General features: G+C 48.1%; 27 protein-coding genes, 6 tRNA genes, 1 pseudogene and 1 riboswitch. Of the genes and pseudogenes, 20 read left to right on the forward strand and 14 right to left on the reverse strand.

The window, feature by feature from the left end:
• Positions 1-205: 205 nt before the first annotated feature.
• Positions 206-562 (reverse strand): hydrolase/acyltransferase, encoded by a 357-nt coding sequence (locus DC345_RS03100; RefSeq protein WP_113051863.1) that lies wholly within the window; start codon positions 560-562, stop codon positions 206-208.
• 120 nt (positions 563-682) lie between these two features.
• On the opposite strand from DC345_RS03100, the gene DC345_RS03105 reads away from it, so the two are divergent.
• The 3 genes from DC345_RS03105 (at position 683) to DC345_RS03115 (ending at position 1,475) form a co-directional block, all read left to right on the forward strand.
• Positions 683-1,144 carry a SprT family protein gene (locus tag DC345_RS03105; RefSeq protein ID WP_113051864.1) on the forward strand — a complete coding sequence of 154 codons (462 nt, stop codon included), beginning with the start codon at positions 683-685 and terminating at the stop codon, positions 1,142-1,144.
• 161 nt (positions 1,145-1,305) lie between these two features.
• Positions 1,306-1,381 (forward strand) — tRNA-Asn (locus tag DC345_RS03110).
• A 5-nt stretch (positions 1,382-1,386) separates the two neighbouring features.
• A tRNA-Ser gene (locus DC345_RS03115) sits at positions 1,387-1,475 on the forward strand.
• A 238-nt stretch (positions 1,476-1,713) separates the two neighbouring features.
• On the opposite strand, the gene DC345_RS03120 is transcribed toward DC345_RS03115, so the two are convergent.
• On the reverse strand, positions 1,714-2,412 hold the full coding sequence (locus DC345_RS03120; protein WP_113051865.1) for an ArsR/SmtB family transcription factor: 699 nt from the start codon (positions 2,410-2,412) through the stop codon (positions 1,714-1,716).
• A gap of 170 nt (positions 2,413-2,582) precedes the next feature.
• Between DC345_RS03120 and DC345_RS03125 the strand changes: the two genes are divergently transcribed.
• Positions 2,583-3,182 (forward strand): flavin reductase family protein, encoded by a 600-nt coding sequence (locus tag DC345_RS03125; RefSeq protein ID WP_113051926.1) that lies wholly within the window; start codon positions 2,583-2,585, stop codon positions 3,180-3,182.
• A gap of 210 nt (positions 3,183-3,392) precedes the next feature.
• A complete protein-coding gene (locus tag DC345_RS03130) occupies positions 3,393-4,064 on the forward strand; it encodes an MgtC/SapB family protein (RefSeq protein ID WP_113051866.1) in 672 nt (223 codons plus the stop codon).
• A gap of 47 nt (positions 4,065-4,111) precedes the next feature.
• On the opposite strand, the gene DC345_RS03135 is transcribed toward DC345_RS03130, so the two are convergent.
• Entirely contained in the window at positions 4,112-5,008 is an 897-nt protein-coding gene (locus tag DC345_RS03135; RefSeq protein WP_113051867.1) for a Cof-type HAD-IIB family hydrolase, read from the reverse strand.
• 3 nt (positions 5,009-5,011) lie between these two features.
• Complete coding sequence (locus DC345_RS03140) at positions 5,012-5,788, reverse strand: DeoR/GlpR family DNA-binding transcription regulator (RefSeq protein WP_113051868.1); 777 nt, start codon at positions 5,786-5,788, stop codon at positions 5,012-5,014.
• 309 nt (positions 5,789-6,097) lie between these two features.
• On the opposite strand from DC345_RS03140, the gene DC345_RS03145 reads away from it, so the two are divergent.
• From DC345_RS03145 to DC345_RS03160, 4 genes are all read left to right on the forward strand, one after another.
• Positions 6,098-6,169: transfer RNA gene (locus DC345_RS03145), tRNA-Glu, on the forward strand.
• A gap of 107 nt (positions 6,170-6,276) precedes the next feature.
• Positions 6,277-6,352: transfer RNA gene (locus DC345_RS03150), tRNA-Lys, on the forward strand.
• Between the two features lie 17 nt (positions 6,353-6,369).
• Positions 6,370-6,452, forward strand: a tRNA-Leu gene (locus DC345_RS03155).
• Positions 6,453-6,624: 172 nt separating this feature from the next.
• Complete coding sequence (locus tag DC345_RS03160; RefSeq protein WP_113051869.1) at positions 6,625-7,041, forward strand: helix-turn-helix domain-containing protein; 417 nt, start codon at positions 6,625-6,627, stop codon at positions 7,039-7,041.
• A gap of 136 nt (positions 7,042-7,177) precedes the next feature.
• On the opposite strand, the gene DC345_RS03165 is transcribed toward DC345_RS03160, so the two are convergent.
• From DC345_RS03165 to DC345_RS03175, 3 genes are read right to left on the reverse strand one after another with little or no spacing between them, the layout of a single operon-like run.
• Entirely contained in the window at positions 7,178-8,083 is a 906-nt protein-coding gene (locus DC345_RS03165; protein ID WP_181586464.1) for an urease accessory protein UreD, read from the reverse strand.
• Positions 8,055-8,777, reverse strand: a complete 723-nt coding sequence (gene ureG, locus DC345_RS03170) for an urease accessory protein UreG (RefSeq protein ID WP_053781689.1) — start codon at positions 8,775-8,777, stop codon at positions 8,055-8,057. Before ureG ends, DC345_RS03165 begins: the two co-directional genes overlap by 29 nt.
• Before the next feature lie 36 nt (positions 8,778-8,813).
• Complete coding sequence (locus tag DC345_RS03175; protein WP_258530538.1) at positions 8,814-9,395, reverse strand: urease accessory protein UreF; 582 nt, start codon at positions 9,393-9,395, stop codon at positions 8,814-8,816.
• On the opposite strand from DC345_RS03175, the gene DC345_RS32070 reads away from it, so the two are divergent.
• Positions 9,288-9,560: a hypothetical protein gene (locus DC345_RS32070; protein WP_258530543.1), complete on the forward strand. Its 273-nt coding sequence runs from the start codon at positions 9,288-9,290 to the stop codon at positions 9,558-9,560. The two genes, DC345_RS03175 and DC345_RS32070, sit on opposite strands and share 108 nt — an antisense overlap.
• Here DC345_RS32070 and ureC read toward each other — a convergent pair.
• The 3 genes from ureC to DC345_RS03190 are packed head-to-tail and all read right to left on the reverse strand — an operon-like array spanning position 9,528 to position 11,953.
• Positions 9,528-11,246: an urease subunit alpha gene (gene ureC, locus DC345_RS03180; RefSeq protein ID WP_113051872.1), complete on the reverse strand. Its 1,719-nt coding sequence runs from the start codon at positions 11,244-11,246 to the stop codon at positions 9,528-9,530. The genes DC345_RS32070 and ureC overlap by 33 nt on opposite strands.
• Complete coding sequence (locus DC345_RS03185; protein ID WP_113051873.1) at positions 11,243-11,632, reverse strand: urease subunit beta; 390 nt, start codon at positions 11,630-11,632, stop codon at positions 11,243-11,245. Before DC345_RS03185 ends, ureC begins: the two co-directional genes overlap by 4 nt.
• Before the next feature lie 18 nt (positions 11,633-11,650).
• Positions 11,651-11,953 (reverse strand): urease subunit gamma, encoded by a 303-nt coding sequence (locus DC345_RS03190; RefSeq protein WP_076291707.1) that lies wholly within the window; start codon positions 11,951-11,953, stop codon positions 11,651-11,653.
• 260 nt (positions 11,954-12,213) lie between these two features.
• Between DC345_RS03190 and urtA the strand changes: the two genes are divergently transcribed.
• From urtA to urtE, 5 genes are all read left to right on the forward strand, one after another.
• Complete coding sequence (gene urtA, locus DC345_RS03195) at positions 12,214-13,464, forward strand: urea ABC transporter substrate-binding protein (protein ID WP_113051874.1); 1,251 nt, start codon at positions 12,214-12,216, stop codon at positions 13,462-13,464.
• Between the two features lie 145 nt (positions 13,465-13,609).
• Complete coding sequence (gene urtB / locus DC345_RS03200; RefSeq protein WP_113051875.1) at positions 13,610-14,515, forward strand: urea ABC transporter permease subunit UrtB; 906 nt, start codon at positions 13,610-13,612, stop codon at positions 14,513-14,515.
• 18 nt (positions 14,516-14,533) lie between these two features.
• The gene (gene urtC / locus DC345_RS03205; RefSeq protein WP_113051876.1) at positions 14,534-15,628 is read left to right on the forward strand and encodes an urea ABC transporter permease subunit UrtC; all 1,095 of its coding nucleotides are present in this window, start codon (positions 14,534-14,536) and stop codon (positions 15,626-15,628) included.
• On the forward strand, positions 15,591-16,400 hold the full coding sequence (gene urtD / locus DC345_RS03210) for an urea ABC transporter ATP-binding protein UrtD (protein WP_113051877.1): 810 nt from the start codon (positions 15,591-15,593) through the stop codon (positions 16,398-16,400). The genes urtC and urtD overlap by 38 nt, the downstream gene beginning before the upstream one ends.
• Positions 16,378-17,073: an urea ABC transporter ATP-binding subunit UrtE gene (gene urtE / locus DC345_RS03215; RefSeq protein ID WP_113051878.1), complete on the forward strand. Its 696-nt coding sequence runs from the start codon at positions 16,378-16,380 to the stop codon at positions 17,071-17,073. The genes urtD and urtE overlap by 23 nt, the downstream gene beginning before the upstream one ends.
• Positions 17,074-17,098: 25 nt before the next feature.
• On the opposite strand, the gene DC345_RS31435 is transcribed toward urtE, so the two are convergent.
• Positions 17,099-17,491, reverse strand: coding sequence for a hypothetical protein (locus tag DC345_RS31435; RefSeq protein ID WP_146752099.1), 393 nt, complete (start codon positions 17,489-17,491; stop codon positions 17,099-17,101).
• Positions 17,492-17,569: 78 nt separating this feature from the next.
• On the opposite strand from DC345_RS31435, the gene DC345_RS31610 reads away from it, so the two are divergent.
• Positions 17,570-17,722, forward strand: coding sequence for a hypothetical protein (locus DC345_RS31610; RefSeq protein WP_181586465.1), 153 nt, complete (start codon positions 17,570-17,572; stop codon positions 17,720-17,722).
• A gap of 57 nt (positions 17,723-17,779) precedes the next feature.
• On the opposite strand, the gene DC345_RS03225 is transcribed toward DC345_RS31610, so the two are convergent.
• Positions 17,780-17,983, reverse strand: coding sequence for an XRE family transcriptional regulator (locus DC345_RS03225; RefSeq protein WP_113051880.1), 204 nt, complete (start codon positions 17,981-17,983; stop codon positions 17,780-17,782).
• A 273-nt stretch (positions 17,984-18,256) separates the two neighbouring features.
• Positions 18,257-18,958: an urease accessory protein UreF gene (locus tag DC345_RS03230; protein WP_181586466.1), complete on the reverse strand. Its 702-nt coding sequence runs from the start codon at positions 18,956-18,958 to the stop codon at positions 18,257-18,259.
• Positions 18,959-19,379: 421 nt separating this feature from the next.
• Between DC345_RS03230 and DC345_RS03235 the strand changes: the two genes are divergently transcribed.
• A tRNA-Leu gene (locus tag DC345_RS03235) sits at positions 19,380-19,462 on the forward strand.
• 107 nt (positions 19,463-19,569) lie between these two features.
• Positions 19,570-19,638: pseudogene (locus tag DC345_RS32405) on the forward strand (hypothetical protein); the annotation flags it as partial.
• On the opposite strand, the gene DC345_RS03240 reads toward DC345_RS32405, so the two are convergent.
• Positions 19,614-20,090: a glutathione peroxidase gene (locus DC345_RS03240; protein WP_024629320.1), complete on the reverse strand. Its 477-nt coding sequence runs from the start codon at positions 20,088-20,090 to the stop codon at positions 19,614-19,616. The pseudogene DC345_RS32405 and the gene DC345_RS03240 overlap by 25 nt on opposite strands.
• A gap of 367 nt (positions 20,091-20,457) precedes the next feature.
• Positions 20,458-20,633: riboswitch (cyclic di-AMP (ydaO/yuaA leader) on the forward strand.
• Between the two features lie 120 nt (positions 20,634-20,753).
• Between DC345_RS03240 and DC345_RS03245 the strand changes: the two genes are divergently transcribed.
• Together DC345_RS03245 and DC345_RS03250 are read left to right on the forward strand one after the other, a co-directional pair.
• Entirely contained in the window at positions 20,754-21,149 is a 396-nt protein-coding gene (locus tag DC345_RS03245; protein ID WP_024629322.1) for an HAD family hydrolase, read from the forward strand.
• Between the two features lie 161 nt (positions 21,150-21,310).
• Positions 21,311-22,003 carry an HAD family hydrolase gene (locus DC345_RS03250; RefSeq protein WP_181586467.1) on the forward strand — a complete coding sequence of 231 codons (693 nt, stop codon included), beginning with the start codon at positions 21,311-21,313 and terminating at the stop codon, positions 22,001-22,003.
• Positions 22,004-22,034 lie beyond the last annotated feature (31 nt).

A 22,034-nucleotide genomic window follows, 5' to 3' on the forward strand; every position in this document is an offset into this window, starting at 1 on the left:
ATTCATCTGTACGTTAGCATATGTGGCAATAGCCTGGACTGTGCGGATTAACCCGTCATGAACACGGAAAATTCAATATCTATATGGCTATATAAGGGGCAGGGCCCATGAATGTAAGGTTGAAAAATTGAAAAAAAGCGCAACCTCCACTTTTAGGAGATGCGCTTTTGGTTCCATCTTCATTAATAATAAGTCCAAAAGTAGATTAGAATGATTCCATCTCTTCTTCATACCATTGCTCTAATTGTGCCTGAAGCGCCCGGATTTCAGTGAGCAGAGAAATCAAAGGATATTCACTCTCTTTTAGTGCTGAGAAGCTTTGTTCAAGCGCATTGATATAATCAAGGCCTCCGATGATGGAGAGTTGCTCGTCCAGGAGATCAAGATTGTCACATTCGGCGATTGCCCAAGGCAGAACAGGTACATCTGCTGCGGTAAGTTTGTCAATTTCTTTGTGAAGGCGCAGGTTGAGCGCACTGAGTTGATAAGCGTAATCGGCAGGCATTTCCACAAACTGCAATTGTTGTTCCTGCTGCAGGATGACGTAGCGCATTGTAGGCATAACGAGTAATAATCTCCCCTCATACATTCTACTTGACAGTGTAGCTCACGAAACGGTTAAAATTCAAGTATTATGGCGGAAAAACAAATGGCCCAAGGGGTGTGAAAGGAGGACAAACTGATGGAAAATGAGGAGTTGCAGCAATGGATTGAGCAGGTATCACTGGATCATTTCGGGGTTCCGTTCACTCACGAGGCGCTGTTTAACCGTCGTCTGACCACAACGGGTGGGCGTTACATGCTCAAGAGTCATCGAATTGAGATTAACCCTCATCAGCTCGAAGCCTATGGGCGGGAAGAGGTTGAGAAAATTATCAAGCATGAACTGTGTCACTATCATCTGCATATTCGTGGACGCGGCTACAAACACCGTGATCCTGAATTCAAGGCCTTATTGCAGAAGGTGGGTGGTTCGCGATTCTGCCAGTCCCTTCCGGATGGAAAGGGCAGAAAGCCATTACCGTATCGCTATAAGTTGGTGTGCAAGAGCTGCGGCACGGAATATTTGCGTAAACGCAAAGTTGATCCGAAGAGGTATCGCTGTGGTCGATGTGCGGGCAAGTTGGGGATTCATACCATCTGAGGTGAACGAATTTGGCAGCACCACTCGTTACCACAGAGCCATGTGTACTGTGCTCTAGGTGACTATTAATAAGTGTATCAAAAGCTTATTAAGAAAGTCACCGAAGGCATGTTGACTTGGAATATTAATCATGATAAATTTAGGTTATTCAAGATTATTATTCCCTGATAGCTCAGTTGGTAGAGCACTCGACTGTTAATCGAGTTGTCACAGGTTCGAGCCCTGTTCGGGGAGCCATTCTTGGAGAGATACCCAAGTGGCTATAAGGGGACCCTCTGCTAAGGGGTTAGACTGCGTAAGCGGTGCGAGGGTTCGAATCCCTCTCTCTCCGTTCTGATTTACTTCTCTGTATAAGGGATGAGAACCCTAAAGGTTCGTCGGAGCATACGCTTCGTAAGCAATACATCGCAGTCTCGAATGAAGTGAGAGTATCCCTCTCTCTCCGTTCTGAATAAAACAAAACATAATCCCCCTCCTCAGTAACCTTTAACGGATACTGAGGAGGGGGATTTTTGTGTATCATTATTTTTCCAAGTACACAAGTACAGGAAAGAATGTTCTTTTTCCACCTATAATGAAATGCCCAGTACCTCATGAAGACCTTTCCTGCCAGCTTCCGTGACTTCCACCGAACGGCTACCTGTCTTCTGGCGAGTCCAGCCCAGTTCAGACAAGCGGCGTCCCAGTTCGTCTCCCAGTACTCCGGAGATATGGTGACGACGTTCACTCCAATCCAAACATTTGCGAGCAACAGCACGGCGTGATCCGGCTTTCCCTTCAAGCATAATGCCAAAAGAAGTGAACCATTGAATCCCTTTCTCTGTAATGTGGTAATCCTTGGCCTGCTCATCCTCAGGTTCTTCGAGATAACCTTTCCCCAATAAAGCTTCGCACAATGTTATCCCCAATTTTCCAGCCAGATGCCCATAACAGGTTCGAGCAAAGCTAAGATGCTGAAGCTGGTTGGACTGTTTGAGGGATCTCACTTGTACAGGTGCAGCGATACTACCCATCGTCTCAATCAGAAAAGCTACCTCTTTGCCTGCGAGACGATAGTATCGATGTCGTCCTTGCTGTTCAACGACGAGCAGCCCGCCTTCGACCAGCTTGGCGAGATGACTGCTTGCTGTTTGAGGAGTAACACCTGCCATGTATGCAAGTTCGCCGGCAGGAAGGGCACGACCATCCAACAAAGCTTCCAAAAAAACAGCACGACTGGGATCAGCAATTAATGATGCAATCACAGAAATATTCGGATATGTATTCATACTTCGATGATACCTTAACTATTGGTGTATTACAATTCAATCATGCATGAATTACAGTCCAAGAGATGGAAGGGATGGATTGCAGAATGGAGGAAGAAGTAATGTATACCAATGATAAAACGCAAGAAGAGTATAAACTGGAGAACCATAGGAACTTGAACAGAGAGCTGATGCAGCACGAGGTGATAACTCCAAGTATTTTGTACTATGGCACACCGGTAATGCTGCTGAGCACCTTAAATGAAGATGGAACGACAAACCTGTCTCCTCTTTCTTCATCATGGGCACTGGGTGACTGCCTGGTACTTGGAGTCGGTATTCAGGGCAAAGCCTTTGAGAACTTGAGTCGTCATCCCGAATGTGTGATTAATCTGCCGGATGCATCCATGTGGGAGCAGGTTGAGGGACTGGGGCGTTATACCGGAATATATCCCGTTCCGGGGGAGAAAAGGATGATGGGGTTTGAGTTTTGTGATGATAAATTTGCCGTCTCTGGGCTGACACCCCAAAGTTCAATTCGAGTCGAGCCGGATAAAATAGCGGAGTGTCCCCTCCAGATTGAAGCCGCGGTACAACACATTCGTATTCCCGAACATACACCATTCATGGCGATTGTGGAAGTAAAGGCGTTGAAGGTACATGTACATACCCGCCTGATATCAGGTTTGAACAAGATTAACCCGGAGAAGTGGAATCCTTTAATTTATAATTTCCGACATTATTATGGACTTGGAGAAAGGCATGGGGAGAGTTTTCGGGCAGAGAAGTGATGTATATGGTCTGTATAGCATAGACAACCAATAAGTGATCCAGAATATATGAAGTGGTGCCGGTTGGGGTGCCGCTTCTTTCTATCTATATTGAGGCTACATTGAGATTTCATGCGGGTAATCAAAACATTCGGTTATTTTATTAGGCAGGGATTGGGTAAATAGTAAAGAAAGATACATGTAAGCATATACATAAGAGAGGTGATGAACATGGAAATGGAATACTTAATGCGTGTACTCATAGCTGGCATATGCGGCGTGTTGATCGGATATGAGCGCAAGAACCGAATGAAGGAAGCGGGCATACGTACACACTTTGTAGTTGCAGTGGGTGCAGCATTGATGATGATTGTATCTAAGTATGGCTTTCAGGATCAGGCAGGGTGGGCAAATCTCTCGCTTGATCCCTCCAGGATTGCCGCACAGGTGGTCAGTGGGGTTGGCTTCATTGGAGCCGGGATGATCTTCACACAGCGCCACACGGTTCGGGGATTGACGACAGCGGCGGGAATTTGGGCGACCGCAGGGATGGGACTGGCTGTGGGTTCAGGATTGTATTGGACAGGGGCGGGGGTAACGCTGCTTATTGTTGTGGCCCAGATGCTGCTGCATCGGCCGACACGCTGGCTGGTGTCCGCGAGAACAGAGACGCTGACCATTCGTCTGCTAAAGGAAGGAGACACCCTCAAGAACGTTTTGGCTCTGCTGGGACAGGAGAAAATTTCGGTGGTCGGATTCAAAACCGAACAGCAAATAAGCACAGACTCCGGGGAGGAGACTGTACTTGAATTCACTCTGCAACTGCCTGGATCATATCGGGCCGAGCAATTAATTGTTTTATTACAGGATGTGCCTCATGTTCGATCTGTTGATATGAGGTGAGCCTTGGCTATTGCTAGGTCGCAATGACGAATCATCACGGCAATCCATTACTGACCGCTTTCAATGACAGTCTCCGGCCGGGAAACAGGCTTTCCTTCAAGAACACAATGAATGGCATGTGCGACACCATGCTCCACGTTGGTCAAAGAGATAGCCTGGGCAAGTGCCTTAATCTCTGGTTCAGCATTGCCCATGGCAATACCGAGTCCTGCCATTTTCAGCATGGATACATCGTTGAAGTTATCACCAATGGCTGCTGTATCTTCCATGGGGATGTTCAGATGAGCTGCCAGTTTGCTTAAGGCGTTGCCTTTGGATACATCAGGATGCTGCATTTCGAAGTTGTGTTCAGAGGACACCACCATGGCTACGTCGGAGCGAGAGGCAAAATATTCGCGTCCCTGCTGCAATTGAGTTGGATCCAATGAGAAGGCCATAATATTGTAAATGTAAGCTTCGGAAGGGATCTCCTGATGGGAGTTTACACGGTGATAGTCTTTCTTGTCATAGTGCTTCTTAACAGCTCGAATAAGGCGTTCAATATCCTCTCCGGGACTCGAACCCAGAATGCGGTCCATTTCAGCGAGCATCGCCTCATGGCTGCTTATAGGAGCGTAAATACCCTGTTGTGTGGAGGCCTCGTAGTAGCAATGATGATCTTCCAGCCACTGCATGACGGATGCGGCCGTTTCACGCTCAAGTGGAAGATGGAATAGGCGTTCACCGTTGGCATCATGGATGGTAGCTCCGTTGGAGCCAATAACTGGCGTGTTAATTCCACCTTCGCTGCTTATAGTTAATACGTCGGAATAGACCCGTCCTGTAGCAATCGTAATCTTCAGTCCTTCTTGTTGCGCCTTATGGATTGCAGCTGCGTTCTCCGGGCTGATCTGACTGTCTCTGTTCAATAGGGTTCCATCTAGATCGGTAGCAAATAATTTCATATGTTACAACTCCTTTTCAATTGTAGGTTCAGGAATGAGAATCTCGACTTGTTGTTCGGCTAGAAAAGTTCGCCATTCTTGGGAAGGCCATTGGTCTGTAATTAACATGTCAACGAATGACCAGTCCGCAAAACGATAACCATATCGCTTATCAAACTTGGAATGGTCAGCGAGTACAATGACCTGTTTTGCAGCCTGCATCATTTTGTGTTTGATCTTTCCTTCTTCTTCAGAGGCACTGAACCCATCCATCGTAATTCCTCCAATGCCGATAAAGGCTTTGTCTACATAATAATGGGAAAGAGTTTCAATCACTGAAGTTCCATAGACATAACGTTGCTCCTTATCGACTGTTCCGCCCAGCAAACGAATCTCGACAGCGGTATGATTGGAGAGAAGATCAGCTGAATAAATGGAATTGGTGATGACGGTACAGGACTTGCCATTTAGATTTTCGGCACAAGTCTGCACAGTAGTGGAAGAATCCAGAATAATGTGTTCGCCTTGGCGGACGATCGCGGCCGCTAGCTTGCCAATAGCTCTTTTTTCGTCGGAAATGTGGAGCAAACGATCTTTATAAGATCGGCGCTCATCTGGTGGAACGGGGAGAATTGCACCGCCGCGCGTTCGGATAATGGCATCCTGTTCTTCGAGCTTAATCAGATCCCTTCGTGCTGTGTCCCGGGAAACGTCAAAGAGGGATACAATATCATCAGCCGAAATGCGATTGTGTTTACGCAAATGTTCAATAATCAGCTGCATTCGTTCTTCCTGAAACAAACATGCCGCCTCCTTATACGTAGCTGACCGTGTATATAACTGATAGGTTAATTATAAGTACTAATAATGATATTTGCAATATTATAAGTGAATGTAAGTGTACTTAAGTTTTTTGATACTAATTTTACAAATTGCGATGATTACGGTGATAAATTTGTGAAAGACATTTTAGGCGTGTGCATGCTCTTGACCTCATGGAGAAAGAGGGGAGAGGAGTGCATACAAAAGTTTTTAAAAAAAAGTGTTGCACATTTAAGTTGGCCTATGATATACTCATTCTTGTCGCCAAGAAAGACAACTTGTTTACAAGGCCCGTTGGTCAAGGGGTTAAGACACCTCCCTTTCACGGAGGTAACAGGGGTTCGAATCCCCTACGGGTCATTATCTTCACCACCTCAGGGATGTACAATCCTGATGAGGAATCCTCAAAAAGTCATAGCTCCTAAGCAAAAGAGTTACGCATGGCACATCCGGTGAAGTTACAGCAAGAGCCATTAGCTCAGTTGGTAGAGCACCTGACTTTTAATCAGGGTGTCGAAGGTTCGAGCCCTTCATGGCTCACCATTTTTATAATTGAATATGCGGTCGTGGTGGAATGGCAGACACGCTATCTTGAGGGGGTAGTGGGTGTATACCCGTGGAGGTTCGAGTCCTCTCGACCGCATCACAGCAACAAACGTATAAGATAGACTCTCATGATTATTCATGGGAGTCTATCTTTGTGTTATGAGAAAATACCAGAACGTATTCCTGGGATTAAAAGGCTGAGGATTCAGGAAGGTTGTGGTATAATTTAGGTACATGTATTGATTATTACGGTTGGAAGGCGGTTCTGTATGCAGTCGATCTATGAGCGAATTGAACACCTGATTGCCAAACGAGGAATGACCAAGAAGGCTTTCTGCCAACAGCTGAAGATCAGCACGGGCAATCTGGGTGACTGGAAACGCGGTAAATCTATTCCGAGTACGAATAAACTAATTGAGATTGCTTCGTTTTTTGATGTGAGCCTTGACTGGCTCATGATTGGACGTCCATCCAAGGAGGCGATGGTACGGGAAAAACGGGAGGATTATTTTTTTGACGTGTTGCGGCAATTGAATTGCCAAGAAGGCGAATTATCGACTGTGGAACAGTCTTTTATCAGTGAATATATTGAATTTACCCGTTATCGCAAATCCAAGGAAAGCAGAGATTCAGGTGATTTTCGTTACAAGGGAGAAGATAAGCCCAAAGGAGACGAGCTGTTGTAGTGCAAGTTAGTGAAAGCTGCAACTTGACCGAATTACCTGGGTATATAAAAAACCTCTGAACACATCCGAAACCCGTCGGAGAGTTGTTCAGAGGTTTTTTTGAACTTGTTGCATTAGTCTGTTAGACGTATAGCTTTCACTTACGGAATATGAGGTTAGGTTTACCCAAAAGATCGGAGCGAAGGGCGTTCCAGATCTCAAGGCATTGCTCCTGAAGTTCCCAGGCAGCCATTCCAAGCAAACGAACACCGATCCCGCCTGAAGTGAGCAAGCTGGCCCCGGCAAGCATACGACCATCTGGGGGAAGAATTGACCGTACGGACTCCAATTGTGCTGCGCCCAATCCAGGGGCAATCATCCATAAAGCCGCAGTATGGGTGTAGTCTAACATTGCTGCGGATGATTTTGGATCGTCCGCTTCTGGTTCGAACCCGAAGCGATCCCATACGGCCAACTGCTTCCCTTGCCAGACTTCTGTCAGACTGCGATATCGCTTGAACTGAAAGGCCTCTCCCCGATGAATCCGTCCAGCGGACCAGATATCAGCATACGCAAGTATTGCTTGTTCACCCAACTCGAAGGTCGTGGTGAGTGAGGATGAGCTACCTTTAAACGGAATAACGCATTCAGGGAAGTACTCCAGCACCGCTCCTTGTTCCAGCCGAAAATGGTGGTTCACAGATGACGGAACAGTGGGTGTGGGATGAAGCCTCGTGGCTGATGTGCTGCTTAACATTAAGTGAGTGTTCTGCCCCAATTGCCATTCGGATCGATATTGATCACCGTTCAGCACGCCTGGAGAGACGTCTGAAGTGTATACACATAATTCATCTCCGCCACCCGGGGGTCGAAAGGATCGGCTGAACCGGAGAGGGGCGCTGTAATATCGATCGGTCATGACGGTGCGCCCACCTTGGAGGGCGAATGTGGCCCGAAGCTCGCTGCGGCGTATCACGGCATCTCCAGTACTGCGGTTCAGTCCATATTCAACTCCATGTACAGAGGGAGATGAACTAGTGGCTGTGAGTCGTTCCGTGCTCATGGGTGTGTGTATGCAGATGCGCAGCGGAAGCATCGTCATCCATATATTGATGTTCAAGCCAATGGACGATTTCGGATACCCCTTCACCGCTCATCAGGTTCGACATCACATAAGGCCGTCCCTCGCGTACCCGTTCGGTATCATCCTTCATTACTTGCAGACTTGCGCCAACATAAGGGGCGAGGTCCGTCTTATTAATCAGCAGCAGGTCAGAACGTGTAATGCCCGGACCACCTTTACGAGGCAGTTTTTCCCCTTGGGCTACATCAATAATGTAAATGAATACGTCCGCCAGTTCGGGACTGAATGCGGCAGAGAGGTTGTCGCCGCCGCTTTCGATAAAGATCAACTGTAGGTCCGGGAAGCGTTCAATCAACTCATCAACGGCTTCGAAATTCATTGAGGCATCCTCACGAATAGCGGTATGCGGGCATCCCCCTGTTTCTACACCGATAATACGTTCTGGTGCGAGTGCATTCTGACGCAGTAAAATCTCGGCATCTTCCTTTGTGTATATATCATTAGTAATAACGGCCAGGCTGTAGCGTGTACGAAGTGCCTTGGACAGCTTCTCCACTAGGGCTGTCTTTCCTGAACCTACTGGCCCACCGATTCCGATTCGCATCGGGCGACTCCGATCAAATACCTTACGTTCCCATTCCGCATGATGCGTATGATTAGCTCCTCCACACATAACAAATTCCTCCTTGGTTTTGAATTAATGTAATAGTTAGGACATGAACAGACGAGCTGGCAGGCTCTCGTGCCGCATAGCGTAGATTTCCTGGGCAATACCGAAGCTGTGCATATCTTCCGGGTCTTCGTCCCGAATTTGAGACCATTCAGAATTGATATCATTCAAAAGTTTTTGAATAAGCATCTGTGCTTCGGTTTGCCCGATGGGCAGAAGACGCAGAGCGCTATTAACATAAGCATTAACTGAGGTATACAAATGTCCAGTGACGGCTTCATCCAGACCAATTTCCAGCTGATAATTGATGTAGCCGTGAATCGTTGTGATGCCGCAAAAGGCTCCGTGTTCCTGTACGGCTTCGTCGATTAGGGGAAAGTCCATCCACGGGTAAAGTGATCTCGCAAGCTTAAGCAATCGCTTCCCCATCTTGTGGCCGCTTTCCCGCAGTTCCCTGGGGGTTCGCTGCGCGTGTACACGTTTATCGTAAAGGGCTAGAAGGGCGGCATCCTGTTGTTTAATGGCCTGGTAGACGCCTTTGATGGCAAGACCATCGAGCCGTACGAGGCTGGAATGGAGCTGGCCGCGAATGAACTGTTCGAGCTGGGGAGTAGTCCGTATTCTACCGTCATGAGTGTATGCCTCCAGACCGAACGAGTGGGAGAACCCGCCGATGGGCAGGGCCGAATCCAGCAGTTGAACATAACGGAGCAACTTCGTGCCGCTGTGCATCATTATGCGTGGCCTCCTTTGTCAAAACATGAAATAGCGTTGTGCCATCGGTAATTCGTCCGCGGGCTCACAGGTGAGAAGTTCACCATCGGCCCGTACCTCGTAGGTTTCGGGATCGACTTCAATGATGGGTGTAACGTCGTTATGAATCATGTCCTTTTTGCTCACCGAACGGCAGCCTTTGACAGGCTCCACGCGCTTGTTCAAACCTAGTGCATCCTTGATTCCTGCATCTGCTGCGGCTTGGGAGACAAAGGTGATCGACCCTTTGGTGAGTGCGCCACCGTAAGCGCCGAACATCGGTCTGCCGAATACGGGCTGCGGCGTAGGGATCGATGCGTTGGGGTCACCCATCTGAGCGAAGGTGATCATACCGCCCTTGATGACCATCTCGGGCTTTACCCCGAAATAGGCCGGATTCCAGACGATCAGGTCTGCGAGCTTGCCAACCTCCACGGAACCAACGAGATGGCCTATGCCGTGAGCGATAGCTGGATTGATCGTATATTTGGCGACATACCTTTTGATCCGATCGTTATCGGAGGGTGAGCCTGAGGTCAGTTCAAGCTTGCCTCGCTGCTTTTTCATCTTGTCAGCGGTCTGCCAGGTGCGAATAATGACTTCGCCAACCCGGCCCATCGCCTGTGAATCGGAACTGATGATGCTGAATACACCAAGATCATGCAAAATGTCTTCCGCCGCGATCGTTTCGGGACGAATCCGCGAATCAGCAAAGGCAACGTCTTCGGGGATCGAAGGGTCCAGATGGTGACAAACCATCAGCATATCGAGATGTTCTTCTACGGTATTGCGTGTGTAAGGACGTGTTGGGTTGGTTGAAGAGGGGATGACGTAAGACTCTCCGGCAGCACGGATAATATCTGGCGCGTGTCCGCCGCCAGCACCTTCCGTATGATAGGTGTGGATTGTGCGTCCGTTAATGGCCGCCAGTGTATTTTCGAGAAATCCGGTCTCGTTCAGCGTATCGGTATGAATGGCTACCTGAACATCATGTTCTCCGGCTGCGGTCAGACAGGCATCGATAGCACTTGGTGTTGTGCCCCAATCTTCGTGCAGTTTCAGTCCAATGACCCCGGCTTCAATCTGTTCAATTAATGGAGCGGTGCTGGAACTATTGCCTTTGCCGAGATAACCGATATTCATGGGGAATGCCTCTGCGGACTCCAGCATACGGTGGATATGCCAGGCTCCGGGTGTACAGGTGGTGGCTTTGGTGCCGGTTGCAGGTCCTGTACCACCACCGATCATGGTTGTTACACCTGAAGATAATGCCGTTTGAATCTGTTGTGGACAAATAAAATGAATATGGGTATCAATGCCTCCTGCGGTCACAATCATGCCTTCCCCGGCAATGATTTCGGTCGATGCGCCAATAACCAGCGCGGGATCGACTCCGTCCATCGTATCCGGGTTACCGGATTTTCCGATTGCGCAGATGTGGCCGTCGCGAATACCGATATCTGCTTTTACAATCCCCCAATGATCAATGATGACGGCGTTGGTAATGACGGTATCGGGTGTCCCATCACTGCGAAGGGCTGATGTGGACTGACCCATCCCGTCACGAATAACCTTGCCGCCGCCGAATTTGCTTTCATCTCCGTAAACTGCATAATCATGCTCAATCTCTGCCCATAGTTCCGTATCCGCCAGTCTGACAGCATCCCCGGTTGTAGGTCCGAACATGGACGCGTATTGTTCGCGGCTCATTCGTTTCATAGAGGTTCCCCTCCGTTCTGCACAGGGGGTGCGAATGTCTTCAGAAATGTTTCCAGTTTCTGTGGATCAGGTGGCTGATCGGCTGATCCTTCGGTTAGTCCGTTAAATCCATAAATCTGACGTTTGCCGCCAAATGTGGTAAGTTCGACCGGTTTTTCCTCACCGGGTTCAAAACGAACAGCGGTGCCTGCCGGAATATGCAGGCGGTGTCCGAAAGCGGAAGCGCGATCAAAGTCCAGCGCAGCATTGACTTCATAGAAGTGAACGTGAGAACCAACCTGAACCGGACGGTCGCCGCGGTTCAGTACAATCAGACGCACGGTTAAGCGATCGGGATGACAGATGATCTCATCATCCTGTTTTAAGCGATATTCACCTGGGATCATGGAGTTCTCCTGCCTTTCTCAGCGTATAGGTTCATGGACAGTGACCAGTTTTGTTCCGTCAGGAAAAGTGGCTTCCACCTGTACCTCAGGAATCATATCGGGTACACCTTCCATGCAGTCTTCGCGTGTCAGGATCGTGCCGCCGTATCTCATCAACTCTGCAACACTCATGCCATCGCGTGCACGTTCCATGAGCTCGGAGGTCAACAATGCGATAGCTTCGGGAACATTCAGTTTCAGTCCGCGTCCTCTGCGTTCGCGGGCAAGGTTAGCAGCCACGGTAATCAGGAGTTTTTCTTTTTCCTGCTCAGTCCAGTGCAAGGTAATCCGACCTTTCCCTTAGATAGTCTATGTCGTCATGGATCATGTTATATGTTAAATATACTCACACAGGGTGGACCCTTTGTCAATATGGTTCCAATTATATTAGCAGCATGCATGAAACGAGTATGCATAAAATAAAATTGTGTAAGCATTATTGACACGGTGAGTATAAGACTCCATAATTTGGATCAACGAACATTTCGGACATATATGACCTTAATGTTCGTCAATAGACTAAAAAAAGGGAGTGTAGGCTATTGAAGAAGAGGTCGGTCAAGTTATGGAGTGTTTTGCTCGGTGCAGTCATTGCGTTGACAGGATGTGTGGAGGGTGGAACGCCACCTGAGGCATCGGGTTCCGGTGGGGCGGGAGAGCCAGCTTCATCCGGAGATACGATTAAAGTAGGTGTTCTTCACTCCCTGAGTGGAACGATGGCAATCAGTGAAGTGTCGGTTAAGGATGCGGAGATGCTTGCCATTGAAGAGATCAATGCAGCGGGCGGAGTTCTGGGTAAACAGATCGAGCCTGTGGTCGAGGATGGCGCTTCCGATTGGCCTACATTTGCAGAGAAAGCTGGGAAGCTGCTGCAGCAGGATAAAGTAGCCGCTGTGTTTGGCGGATGGACCTCTGCGAGCAGGAAGGCGATGCTTCCGGTGTTTGAGCAGAACAAAGGTCTGTTGTTCTACCCGGTGCAATATGAGGGATTGGAATCATCACCCAACATTTTTTATACAGGAGCGACAACGAATCAGCAGATCGTTCCATCCGTAACCTGGTTGCTCGAGAACAGGGGCAAGAAGTTTTACCTGCTGGGTTCGGATTATGTTTTCCCGAAAACCGCCAATCAGGTTATTAAAGCTCAGCTTGCAGCTGAGGGCGGTGAAGTAGTGGGGGAGGAATATACACCGCTGGGACATACGGATTACAGTACAATTATCAGCAAAATCAAGGCTGCCAAGCCGGATATTGTATACAACACGCTGAACGGAGACAGCAATGTCGCCTTTTTCAAACAATTAAAGGATGCCGGGATCTCTTCGGAACAGTTGACAACTCTGTCAGTGAGTGTGGCGGAGGAAGAAATTCGGGGGATTGGTGCTGATGTATTGAAAGGGCATTTGGCCTCCTGGAACTATTATCAGACAACAGATACACCTGAAAATAAAACATTTGTAGAGAAATATAAAGAAAAATACGGAGCTGACCGGGTGACGGCCGATCCGATTGAAGCGGGATATGTGGCCGTTTATCTGTGGAAAGCAGCCGTGGAAAAAGCCGGATCAACCGATGTTGAAAAGGTGAAGGAGGCCGCCAAAGGTCTGGAATTCGATGCACCGGAAGGAAAAGTGACGGTGGATGGAGAGAACCAGCATATCTACAAAACGGTGCGGATTGGCGAAGTGCAGGAAGATGGACAGTTCAAGGAATTGTGGAACTCCGGCGCACCCGTCAAACCTGATCCATATCTGAAAACGTACGAGTGGGGCGCTTCCCTCAGTGCCAAATAGCGCAGGCTTTTCACGCCAAAATTGCTGAATAACAGATGAGGGTGAGACAACACACCCTCATACAACATTACGGTAAAGCGTTGATGTGAAACGTTGATGATGTCTTCTATAAAATTAGATGTTCACAGCATGGGAGGGAAAAGTGATGGATATGTTTGTCCTGCAAATGTTCAATGGGTTAAGCATCAGTTCCATCCTGTTGCTGATTACATTGGGACTCGCGGTTACATTTGGGTTGATGAATGTCATTAACATGGCGCATGGTGAATTGATCATGATCGGCGCTTACGCTACGTATGTGACGCAAAATCTGTTCATTTCGTATGCTCCGCAAGCGTGGTTCGATGTCTACTTTATTGTGGCTCTGCCTATCGCCTTTGGTGTGGCGGCTCTTATAGGCTGGTTGCTGGAAGTGGTGCTGATCAGGCATCTGTATGGGAGGCCGCTCGACAGTCTGCTTGCTACATGGGGTGTAGGCATGATGCTGCAACAATTGGCCCGAACGATATTTGGGGCACCGAATGTAGGGGTATCCAGTCCTGCTTGGCTCAACGGAGGTTTGGCCGTCGCGGACGGTATTGTGTTTCCGTATAAACGTCTTTTCATTATCGTGCTGGTTGTGATTGTGTTGCTCTGCATGTATTTATACATCTATCGGACTTCTTCCGGGAGACGGATGAGGGCCGTGATGCAGAATCGAAGCATGGCGGGCTGTCTTGGGATTTCCACCAGGCGAGTGGATGGCATGACCTTTGCGATTGGTTCAGGCATTGCCGGCATCGCTGGATGTGCGCTGACACTTATCGGCCCGATTGGTCCTTCGCTGGGCACGTATTATATCGTGGATGCATTCATGGTGGTTGTACTGGGCGGTGTGGGGAAACTGGTGGGAACTGTGTGTGGTGCACTCGGCATTGGCATGTTCAACACGTTATTTGAAACGTATACCTCAGCCTCCATCGGCAAGGTGCTGGTGTTTGTCTGTATTGTAGCTTTTCTGCAATGGAAGCCACGTGGGCTCGTTGCCATACGGACCCGGAGTCTCGATTAATGCGAAGAAGGGGGTTATATGATGTCGGCACTTCTCAAGACGGGTAGTCTGAAAATGAAGATCATCTGGGCGGTTGTCCTGATTATGATGTGTCTGGCTCCACTCATTTCCACGGAGTTCCGGCTTAGTTTGTTGGCGAAATTCCTGGCCCTGGCCATTCTGGCGATCGGTCTGGATCTGATCTGGGGATATGGAGGAGTGCTTAGTCTGGGGCATGGCGTTTTCTTCGGACTTGGTGGGTACGCCATGGCGATGTATCTGAAGCTGCAGGCGAGCGGTTCAACACTTCCTGACTTTATGGGATGGAGTGGTCTTAGCGGTCTGCCGTGGTTCTGGGAACCGTTCAGGTCATTCCCGATGGCACTATTGCTGGGCATTGCTCTTCCGGCATTGCTGGCCTTTGCCCTAGGGTGGTTCACGTTCCGTAACCGGATCACCGGTGTGTATTTTACAATTCTGACCCAAGCATTAGTCCTCATTACAGTAACGTTATTTGTGGGCAAACAGGAATGGACGGGAGGGACTAACGGTATAACGGGATATAACGCGATCTTTGGTTTTACCCTTCATTCGGCAGGGACAACGATTGCTCTTTACTATATAACGCTTGCTGTTCTGGTGATTGCTTATCTGCTGTGTCGCCGGGTTGTGAACAGCAGGTTCGGTCAGGTGCTTGAAGCTGCGCGGGATGGGGAGAATCGGGTTCGCTTTCTAGGCTATGACCCGGCAGGGTTCAAAACGCTGGCCTTTGCCCTTTCCGGAGCACTGGCGGGAATCGCTGGTATGTTATTTGTGCTCCAGGTAGGGATCATCTCGCCTTCCATGATGGGAATCGTGCCTTCAATTGAAATGGTGTTATGGGTTGCCTTGGGCGGTCGTGGAACGCTGATTGGTGCGGTAATCGGAGCGGTGGTGCTGAACGCAGCCAAAACGGGCATCAGTGAAGCTTATCCCGAAGGTTGGTTGTTTGTCATTGGTGGGCTCTTTGTAACCGTGGTCTTGTTCATGCCGAATGGGCTTGTTGGTGTATACCGTCATGTGGTGCGCTTGCTGAAACGGAGAGGAGAGGTTGTGCATGTTCCAGTCAGTCAGGAAAAACCAAAAGTCTACTGACGTTCCGGTAGTCCTGGTCGCCGACGACATTACGGTGGCATTTGGCGGTTTTGTTGCGGTCAAAGGCATGAATCTGAAGCTGCATGAACATGATCTGCATTTTCTAATCGGCCCCAATGGTGCGGGGAAAACAACGATGCTGGATGTGATTTGCGGCAAAACCAAGCCCTTGTCCGGTACAGTGAAGATGGCTGATGGCACGGATTTGACACGTCTGAAGGAGTACCAGATTGTTCGAAAAGGGATAGGGCGCAAGTTCCAGGCGCCATCCATCTTTGCTGGTCTGACCGTGCAGGAGAACCTGACGCTGGCTGCGGAGACCCGTCGTTCTCCTTTACAGGCTCTAGGTATTCAACGGTATTCAAAAATAAGTCCGGCCATGGAGCGGATTACGCTCCAGATTGGTCTGCAGGATCGTGTGGATGCGCGTGCGGGGGCACTATCACATGGGGAAAAGCAGTGGCTTGAGATTGGCATGCTGCTCCTGCAGGAACCCCGTGTATTGCTGCTGGATGAGCCGGCAGCGGGGATGACGGACGAAGAAACACATAAGACGGGCAGACTACTGCAGGAGATTGCGCGAGAAAGGTCTGTTGTGGTAGTGGAGCATGATATGGAATTCGTTCGCGAGTATGCAGCCAAAGTGACGGTGATGCATGAAGGCAAGCTTCTAAAGGAAGGTACGATGGCGGAAGTGCAGGAAGATCCAAGAGTGGCTGAAGTGTACCTGGGCAAAAGGAGGGATGACCATGTTGTCGCTGCAACGAATTGAGTCCGGTTATGGGGAAAGCAATGTGCTGCGCGGTGTGAATCTGGATGTCGAGCCTGGTCAGGTGGTATGCCTGATGGGGCGTAATGGTGTGGGGAAAACCACCTTAATGAAGACGTTGATGGGCCTTCTTAAAACGCGCAAAGGAAGTATTCAGTGGAAAGGTCAGGAATTATCCACCCACGATCCGGCCAAGCGGGCCAGGTCGGGGATTGGATATGTGCCACAGGGTCGAGAAATCTTCCCCCAGCTAACAGTGAAGGAAAATCTGCTACTGGGTCTGGAGACAAGTGCAGTGGGGGAAAAGACGTTCCCCGAAGATGTGCTGGCGATGTTTCCGGTGCTTGCCACGATGTATGGGCGGCAGGGTGGTGATCTGAGTGGCGGGCAGCAACAGCAGTTGGCATTTGCCCGCGCGCTGGCTTCACGGCCTGGACTATTGCTTCTGGATGAGCCGACAGAAGGCATTCAGCCTTCTATCGTAGAAGATATCCGGCAGGTCATTTTGAAAATTAAGGAAAAGGGTGAAATCTCCGTATTGCTGGTGGAACAAAGTATTGATTTTGTTCGCGGTGCTGCAGATTATATCTATGTAATGGACAAAGGGGCGATTGCACTGCAAGGAACACCGCGAGAGCTGGACATGTCGCAGTTTGAGCACCATCTGTCTGTGTAGTTAAGGATCTTGGTGTAGGGTGAGTTCAGGGACGCTTGTCCAGAATGTTGGAGTACTTTGGATAGAGTCTTCGGATGCAATCTGGGCAGATATCATGGGTAAATTCGGCATGAGTGTGCTTCTCCAAATAACTCTCAACAGAGTTCCAACTGTCCTGTTCATCCTTGATTTGTTTGCAGACAGCGCAGATGGGAAGTAGTCCACGCAAAGTACGCACTTCAGACAGGGCCTTCTTCAATTGGCGTTCTGTCTGTTTCTGTTCGGTAACATCCGTGTGTGCAATCAATGCGAGATCAGACAGCAGGGATGGGTCGGCCTGAATCAATGGGGTGAGTTCCAGTCGGAACCACCGCTGTTCGTTGTGGACAGTTTGGACGGAGATGTCGTATGTATAACTGTCTTTAAAAGGTGCGGTCATGCTTTTTAACTCCTGAACGATCTTTGTATTCTTTGCTTTCTCCTCGCATGATGCCCACTCCTCTACAAGATGTAGGTAATGGGGTGGTTTAGATGCTGTTCTGGAGGGACCTGTTATGCTTGGTTTGGGAAGCAGCCGCCCGAGTCCGTGTTGCCAAGCGGTGTTGCAGCTTCGGATGATCCAGTTGTGGTCAACGATGATAAGCTGGTGCTGTATGGACTGGAACGATAATCTCTCCAGATCGGATATTAAGTATCTCATGAAATGAGCTCCTCCTTGGCAGAAATTTTATCTTAAATCATCAGGTATTTCCAAAATGTCAGCGACCTGGTTCCTGAACCGGGTTGCTTTGCGTGTGCCGTGAATGAGATTGGACAGGCGGTATGGCGGAATGTCATACTGTTCACAAAATGTCTTTTGGTCGACCTGGAGTTCGGTTAGACGTCGTTTAATGGCCCATCCGAAAGGAGTCACAGGTTTCTTTCTGTTCAAAAGGGTTCACCCCTCGTTGGAATGTAGTGTTCAGCTGGTTATTCTCGGTGTAAAATATATAGATATGCGAGCTGTATGTTTCATTATATACGTATTTGCGTCATCTAACAATTAAAAAAGACGGAAATAAGTGTATTTTAATATGTTAAATGGCGTAAATGCGTTAAATAGACAAAATAATTGACATAAAAAACACGCCAACAATGGGGTTGCGGCGTGTTTTTTATATTTTTACAGTGTGAGGAGGCGAGTTAGGAAGGGAAAAGGGCTAGATTAGGCTCTATAGGCGTGAAGCCCTGCTCCAAGCATGTGAAAGCTTGGGAACGACGTTTTCATGGACATTGAGGTTGGTTGTACCAGTCCATCGGCAGCGGTGGCGCTGACGGTATGCCATTCATGCTCCAGATCTGCGGCCAGGCGAACCAGCAGGTCCTGGATTGTATCGGTATGAAGAGGAATCACTTTGGAGGCTTCGGTTATGCAGGCACTCATGGCTGAATGCAGATAACCAAGGACCGCCTCCTCGACAGGGATTTCGAGGTGGTGGTTAATCCAGGCGTGAACGGTGGAGAGGCAGCCGACGGATTCATACTTAGCCAGGGTTTGTTCGAGGTGGCTAAAATCAATCCAGGGGTGGAGTGCACGAGCCAGTTTAATCAGTCGTTTGCCCATTGTGGAGGCGTGTTCTCTAAGATTAACTGGTGTCCGCTGGACGTGGACGAGCTTGTCGATGAGTGCTGTACGCCATGCGTCATTATGATCTGCGGCGGTGTATATGCCTTTAATCGCCATGCCTTCCAGACGCGCGATGCTGGGGTGCAATTGGCAGCGCATGAATGATTCGAGATCTTCGGCGTTACGAATGGTACCTTCAGCGATATGGGCATCCATTCCGAAGGAATGAGTGAAGCCTCCAACCTGGATAGAGGAATCAAGCAGTTTGACGTAATCGAGCAGCTTATTCCCACGGTTCACAATCTTTCGCCTCCTACGTTCGTTAAATGTTATGTTAAATAACATTTATACTCCTTTTTAGTTCGCTTTATGTTTGTAAATCCGAATTATATGATATATATATTCACATAAATATCCGCTTTTTGTCAACATATTCTTGTTTTTTTAAATATTAAATCTATTTAATGTTATTTTATATAACTTCATTAGTTATGTTATGCTGAGGAGATGTAAAGGATGGCAATACAAATTAAGTAGAGTGATCAGCCTAATTGGATATACAAAGGAGATCAAATTTAATCATATGCACTTCGTAGGAGAAAATGACGAGATTATACGATTTATGGAAGGAAAAATGCAGTTAAAATGATTTTAATAAAAATACTTTACTTTTAAACATGAACCGGGTATAATCAATTCTGTTGCCGATTATTTACGACATGCGGTCGTGGTGGAATGGCAGACACGCTATCTTGAGGGGGTAGTGGGTGTATACCCGTGGAGGTTCGAGTCCTCTCGACCGCATCATAAGAATGATTAGGAAGAAGCTTCCCGTATGGGGAGCTTCTTTTTTTGTGTTTTTTTACAATCAAGATGAGTCCAGACAAAAAAAGGTCACCCGTTTCCCCTGAATGCATGCTCATTCTGTCTGCCGGGGTCGGATGGCCTTCACTTGTTATTTAAGCAATTCTTTGATGTCCGCTTCAATTTTATCAGGTGTTGTTTTGGGAGCATACCGTTTCAGAACACGTCCGTTCTGGTCCACAAGAAATTTGGTAAAGTTCCATTTGATGGCTTTGGAGCCGAGTACGCCCGGTGCTTCTTTGGTAAGGTGTTGGAATAGAGGGTGAGCGCTTGAACCATTCACATCGATTTTCTCGAACATCGGGAAGCTGACACCATAGTTCATCTGACAGAACTCGGCAATATCATCAGAGGAGCCTTTTTCCTGTGCAAACTGGTTGCTTGGAAAACCAAGAACTTCAAATGGGGAGTCTTTGAACTTGTCCTGAAGCTCTTGCAGACCTTTAAATTGAGGTGTGAGGCCGCATTGGCTTGCTGTATTCACGATAAGCAGTACTTTGTCACGATAGTTGGACATTTCAACTTCCTGACCGCGAAGGGTGTTTACTTTGTAGTCGTAGACTGACATGAAAATCGCCTCCATTTCATATTCTTCTTTCTTCTATTATATTGATTGCAATTAAATATTGCAAAATTAATATTGCTTTTTTAACTCAATTTGAACCTGTCGTGTATGATCTGTGACTGATTTAATGCCTAATTTTCGCTAAAGAGAGAATTAGAGAGCTTTGATGAGATGGGTAGAGAATAGAGTCGTTGTAAGCGCTATTATTGATGGGAAATGGCAAAAATCCGTCGATTCGGTGATCTGCGCAGACTTTACACCAATATGGCACGGGTGTATGATTCATATCGTAATTCCAATTTAAATTAAATTTTACATGAAAAACGAAACAAACGATAATATCGCTCTGATTAATGATTATAAAAGAACGATGTTTTAATCGCTGAGTTTCCATTCATTCATGGGTGGGAAACGGGGGAACCAACAGGATGAACTGTCCAGGACAGTAGGCATCCATGGGGTGAATTTTCCGGTGACAGCCGGAAATAGGGCGACTCTCGCGCCCGAATCCGTCAGCTAACCTCGTAAGCGTTAAAGGGAGAGGCAACAAGCCGTACGCTGGTTCATAGTGTCTTTTTGCTATGGATTATTGAAGAAGCGTCCGGGAGGCCTTGGTCCCCCACGCTTCTTTTTTGTTGTCTTTTCACGCCAAGGGAGGAACGAATGATGGATAAAGAGATGATCTTAGTGACTGCTCCAAATGAAGCAGGACGTAAATTTATCAAATTGCTGATGTACAAAAAAATGCCGTTTGCCGTTCTGACCAACAGTGCAGGGGAAGAGCGCAGGCTCCGGAGAATCGGTGTGGAGCATGTTATTCGCATGAACACGGCTGCAGCTCAGAAATGGTTTTTGCCGCAAGGCAGTGTCGGCAATGTTTTTATTTTTGAAAATAGCCTAAACCTGACCTGTCGATATTTGCAGATTTGCCGCTCCTGGACGTCCAAGTCCTTGTGTGTCATTACGGAACAAAGCCATCCCAAAGGGATCTATCGGGGAATGGGCGCAGACCGTATTGTATATTCCTTGAATGGGGAAGTTGGGTTTCTGCTTAATGGCTAGTGGTTAGTACTATTCCTGTGATTGATCCAGTGTCAGCTGCCTGTTATAATTGAAATCATAAATAAATGGAATCTTGAGGAGACTCATGCATGATGGTGGGTCTTCTTTTTTATGGTTTGGGAAATAGGGAAATTTCCTGTGGCTAACGAGGAGGAATAGGCGTGCCGGATGTACGTGGAATACAATGGTTGTTCTTTGATGTGGGGGATACGCTCGTGGACGAATGGGAGCCGGTAGATGATATTATCGGTCAATTCGTTCGTGAAGCTTGTGCGCTTGGTTATCAGGTGGAGATGCAGACGGTGCGAGATATATTTGCCGCCTCCTACCGAAATTACGAGCAATGGCCGATGAAATTGGCTATTCGTACCCTTATCAGCGACGAGGGGCACCGGGAACAGATACAGGAGAAGCTGAAGTTCCGCAAAGAGCTTGAGCGCCCCTTCGCGTCAGCCGACGCTGTTCTCCAGACGTTGTCGCAGCACTATAAGATTGGTATCATTGCCAATCAGAGCCCAGGGACGGAAAATCGGCTGGATAGCTACGGCTTGCGCAAGTATGTGGATGTGCTGGCCTGTTCGGCTGAAGAAGGAGTGTCCAAGCCTGATCCTGAATTGTATGCTGTAGCATTGAAACAGGCTGGATGTAAACCCGAGGAAGCGGTCATGATCGGCGACAGGATTGATAATGATATTATTCCGGCTAAGAAGCTGGGTATGCACACGATCCGGATTTTGCAGGGTTATGGCAGGTTCCAGCCGGAGCTTGCAGATGCAGAGCGTCCAGACTGGACTGTTGAATCGCTGGAGGAACTCCTTCCATTGTTAATGGTAACTCAAAGTTCAGATAACTAAATAAGAGCAGTATGTAAGATCTAATAGGTAT

It is taken from the genome of Paenibacillus taichungensis (assembly GCF_003287275.1).
Lineage (GTDB): Bacteria > Bacillota > Bacilli > Paenibacillales > Paenibacillaceae > Paenibacillus > Paenibacillus taichungensis_A.

What these genes read in the sequence shown, in the direction of transcription:
- DC345_RS03100 (WP_113051863.1), bottom strand. Translation starts at nt 562, where the DNA reads ATGCCTACAATGCGCTACGTCATCCTGCAGCAGGAACAACAATTGCAG.
- DC345_RS03105 (WP_113051864.1), top strand. Translation starts at nt 683, where the DNA reads ATGGAAAATGAGGAGTTGCAGCAATGGATTGAGCAGGTATCACTGGAT.
- DC345_RS03120 (WP_113051865.1), bottom strand. Translation starts at nt 2,412, where the DNA reads ATGAATACATATCCGAATATTTCTGTGATTGCATCATTAATTGCTGAT.
- DC345_RS03125 (WP_113051926.1), top strand. Translation starts at nt 2,583, where the DNA reads ATGCAGCACGAGGTGATAACTCCAAGTATTTTGTACTATGGCACACCG.
- DC345_RS03130 (WP_113051866.1), top strand. Translation starts at nt 3,393, where the DNA reads ATGGAAATGGAATACTTAATGCGTGTACTCATAGCTGGCATATGCGGC.
- DC345_RS03135 (WP_113051867.1), bottom strand. Translation starts at nt 5,008, where the DNA reads ATGAAATTATTTGCTACCGATCTAGATGGAACCCTATTGAACAGAGAC.
- DC345_RS03160 (WP_113051869.1), top strand. Translation starts at nt 6,625, where the DNA reads ATGCAGTCGATCTATGAGCGAATTGAACACCTGATTGCCAAACGAGGA.
- DC345_RS03165 (WP_181586464.1), bottom strand. Translation starts at nt 8,083, where the DNA reads ATGAGCACGGAACGACTCACAGCCACTAGTTCATCTCCCTCTGTACAT.
- ureG (WP_053781689.1), bottom strand. Translation starts at nt 8,777, where the DNA reads ATGTGTGGAGGAGCTAATCATACGCATCATGCGGAATGGGAACGTAAG.
- ureC (WP_113051872.1), bottom strand. Translation starts at nt 11,246, where the DNA reads ATGAAACGAATGAGCCGCGAACAATACGCGTCCATGTTCGGACCTACA.
- DC345_RS03185 (WP_113051873.1), bottom strand. Translation starts at nt 11,632, where the DNA reads ATGATCCCAGGTGAATATCGCTTAAAACAGGATGATGAGATCATCTGT.
- urtB (WP_113051875.1), top strand. Translation starts at nt 13,610, where the DNA reads ATGGATATGTTTGTCCTGCAAATGTTCAATGGGTTAAGCATCAGTTCC.
- urtC (WP_113051876.1), top strand. Translation starts at nt 14,534, where the DNA reads ATGATGTCGGCACTTCTCAAGACGGGTAGTCTGAAAATGAAGATCATC.
- urtD (WP_113051877.1), top strand. Translation starts at nt 15,591, where the DNA reads ATGTTCCAGTCAGTCAGGAAAAACCAAAAGTCTACTGACGTTCCGGTA.
- urtE (WP_113051878.1), top strand. Translation starts at nt 16,378, where the DNA reads ATGTTGTCGCTGCAACGAATTGAGTCCGGTTATGGGGAAAGCAATGTG.
- DC345_RS31435 (WP_146752099.1), bottom strand. Translation starts at nt 17,491, where the DNA reads ATGACCGCACCTTTTAAAGACAGTTATACATACGACATCTCCGTCCAA.
- DC345_RS31610 (WP_181586465.1), top strand. Translation starts at nt 17,570, where the DNA reads ATGGGGTGGTTTAGATGCTGTTCTGGAGGGACCTGTTATGCTTGGTTT.
- DC345_RS03240 (WP_024629320.1), bottom strand. Translation starts at nt 20,090, where the DNA reads ATGTCAGTCTACGACTACAAAGTAAACACCCTTCGCGGTCAGGAAGTT.
- DC345_RS03245 (WP_024629322.1), top strand. Translation starts at nt 20,754, where the DNA reads ATGGATAAAGAGATGATCTTAGTGACTGCTCCAAATGAAGCAGGACGT.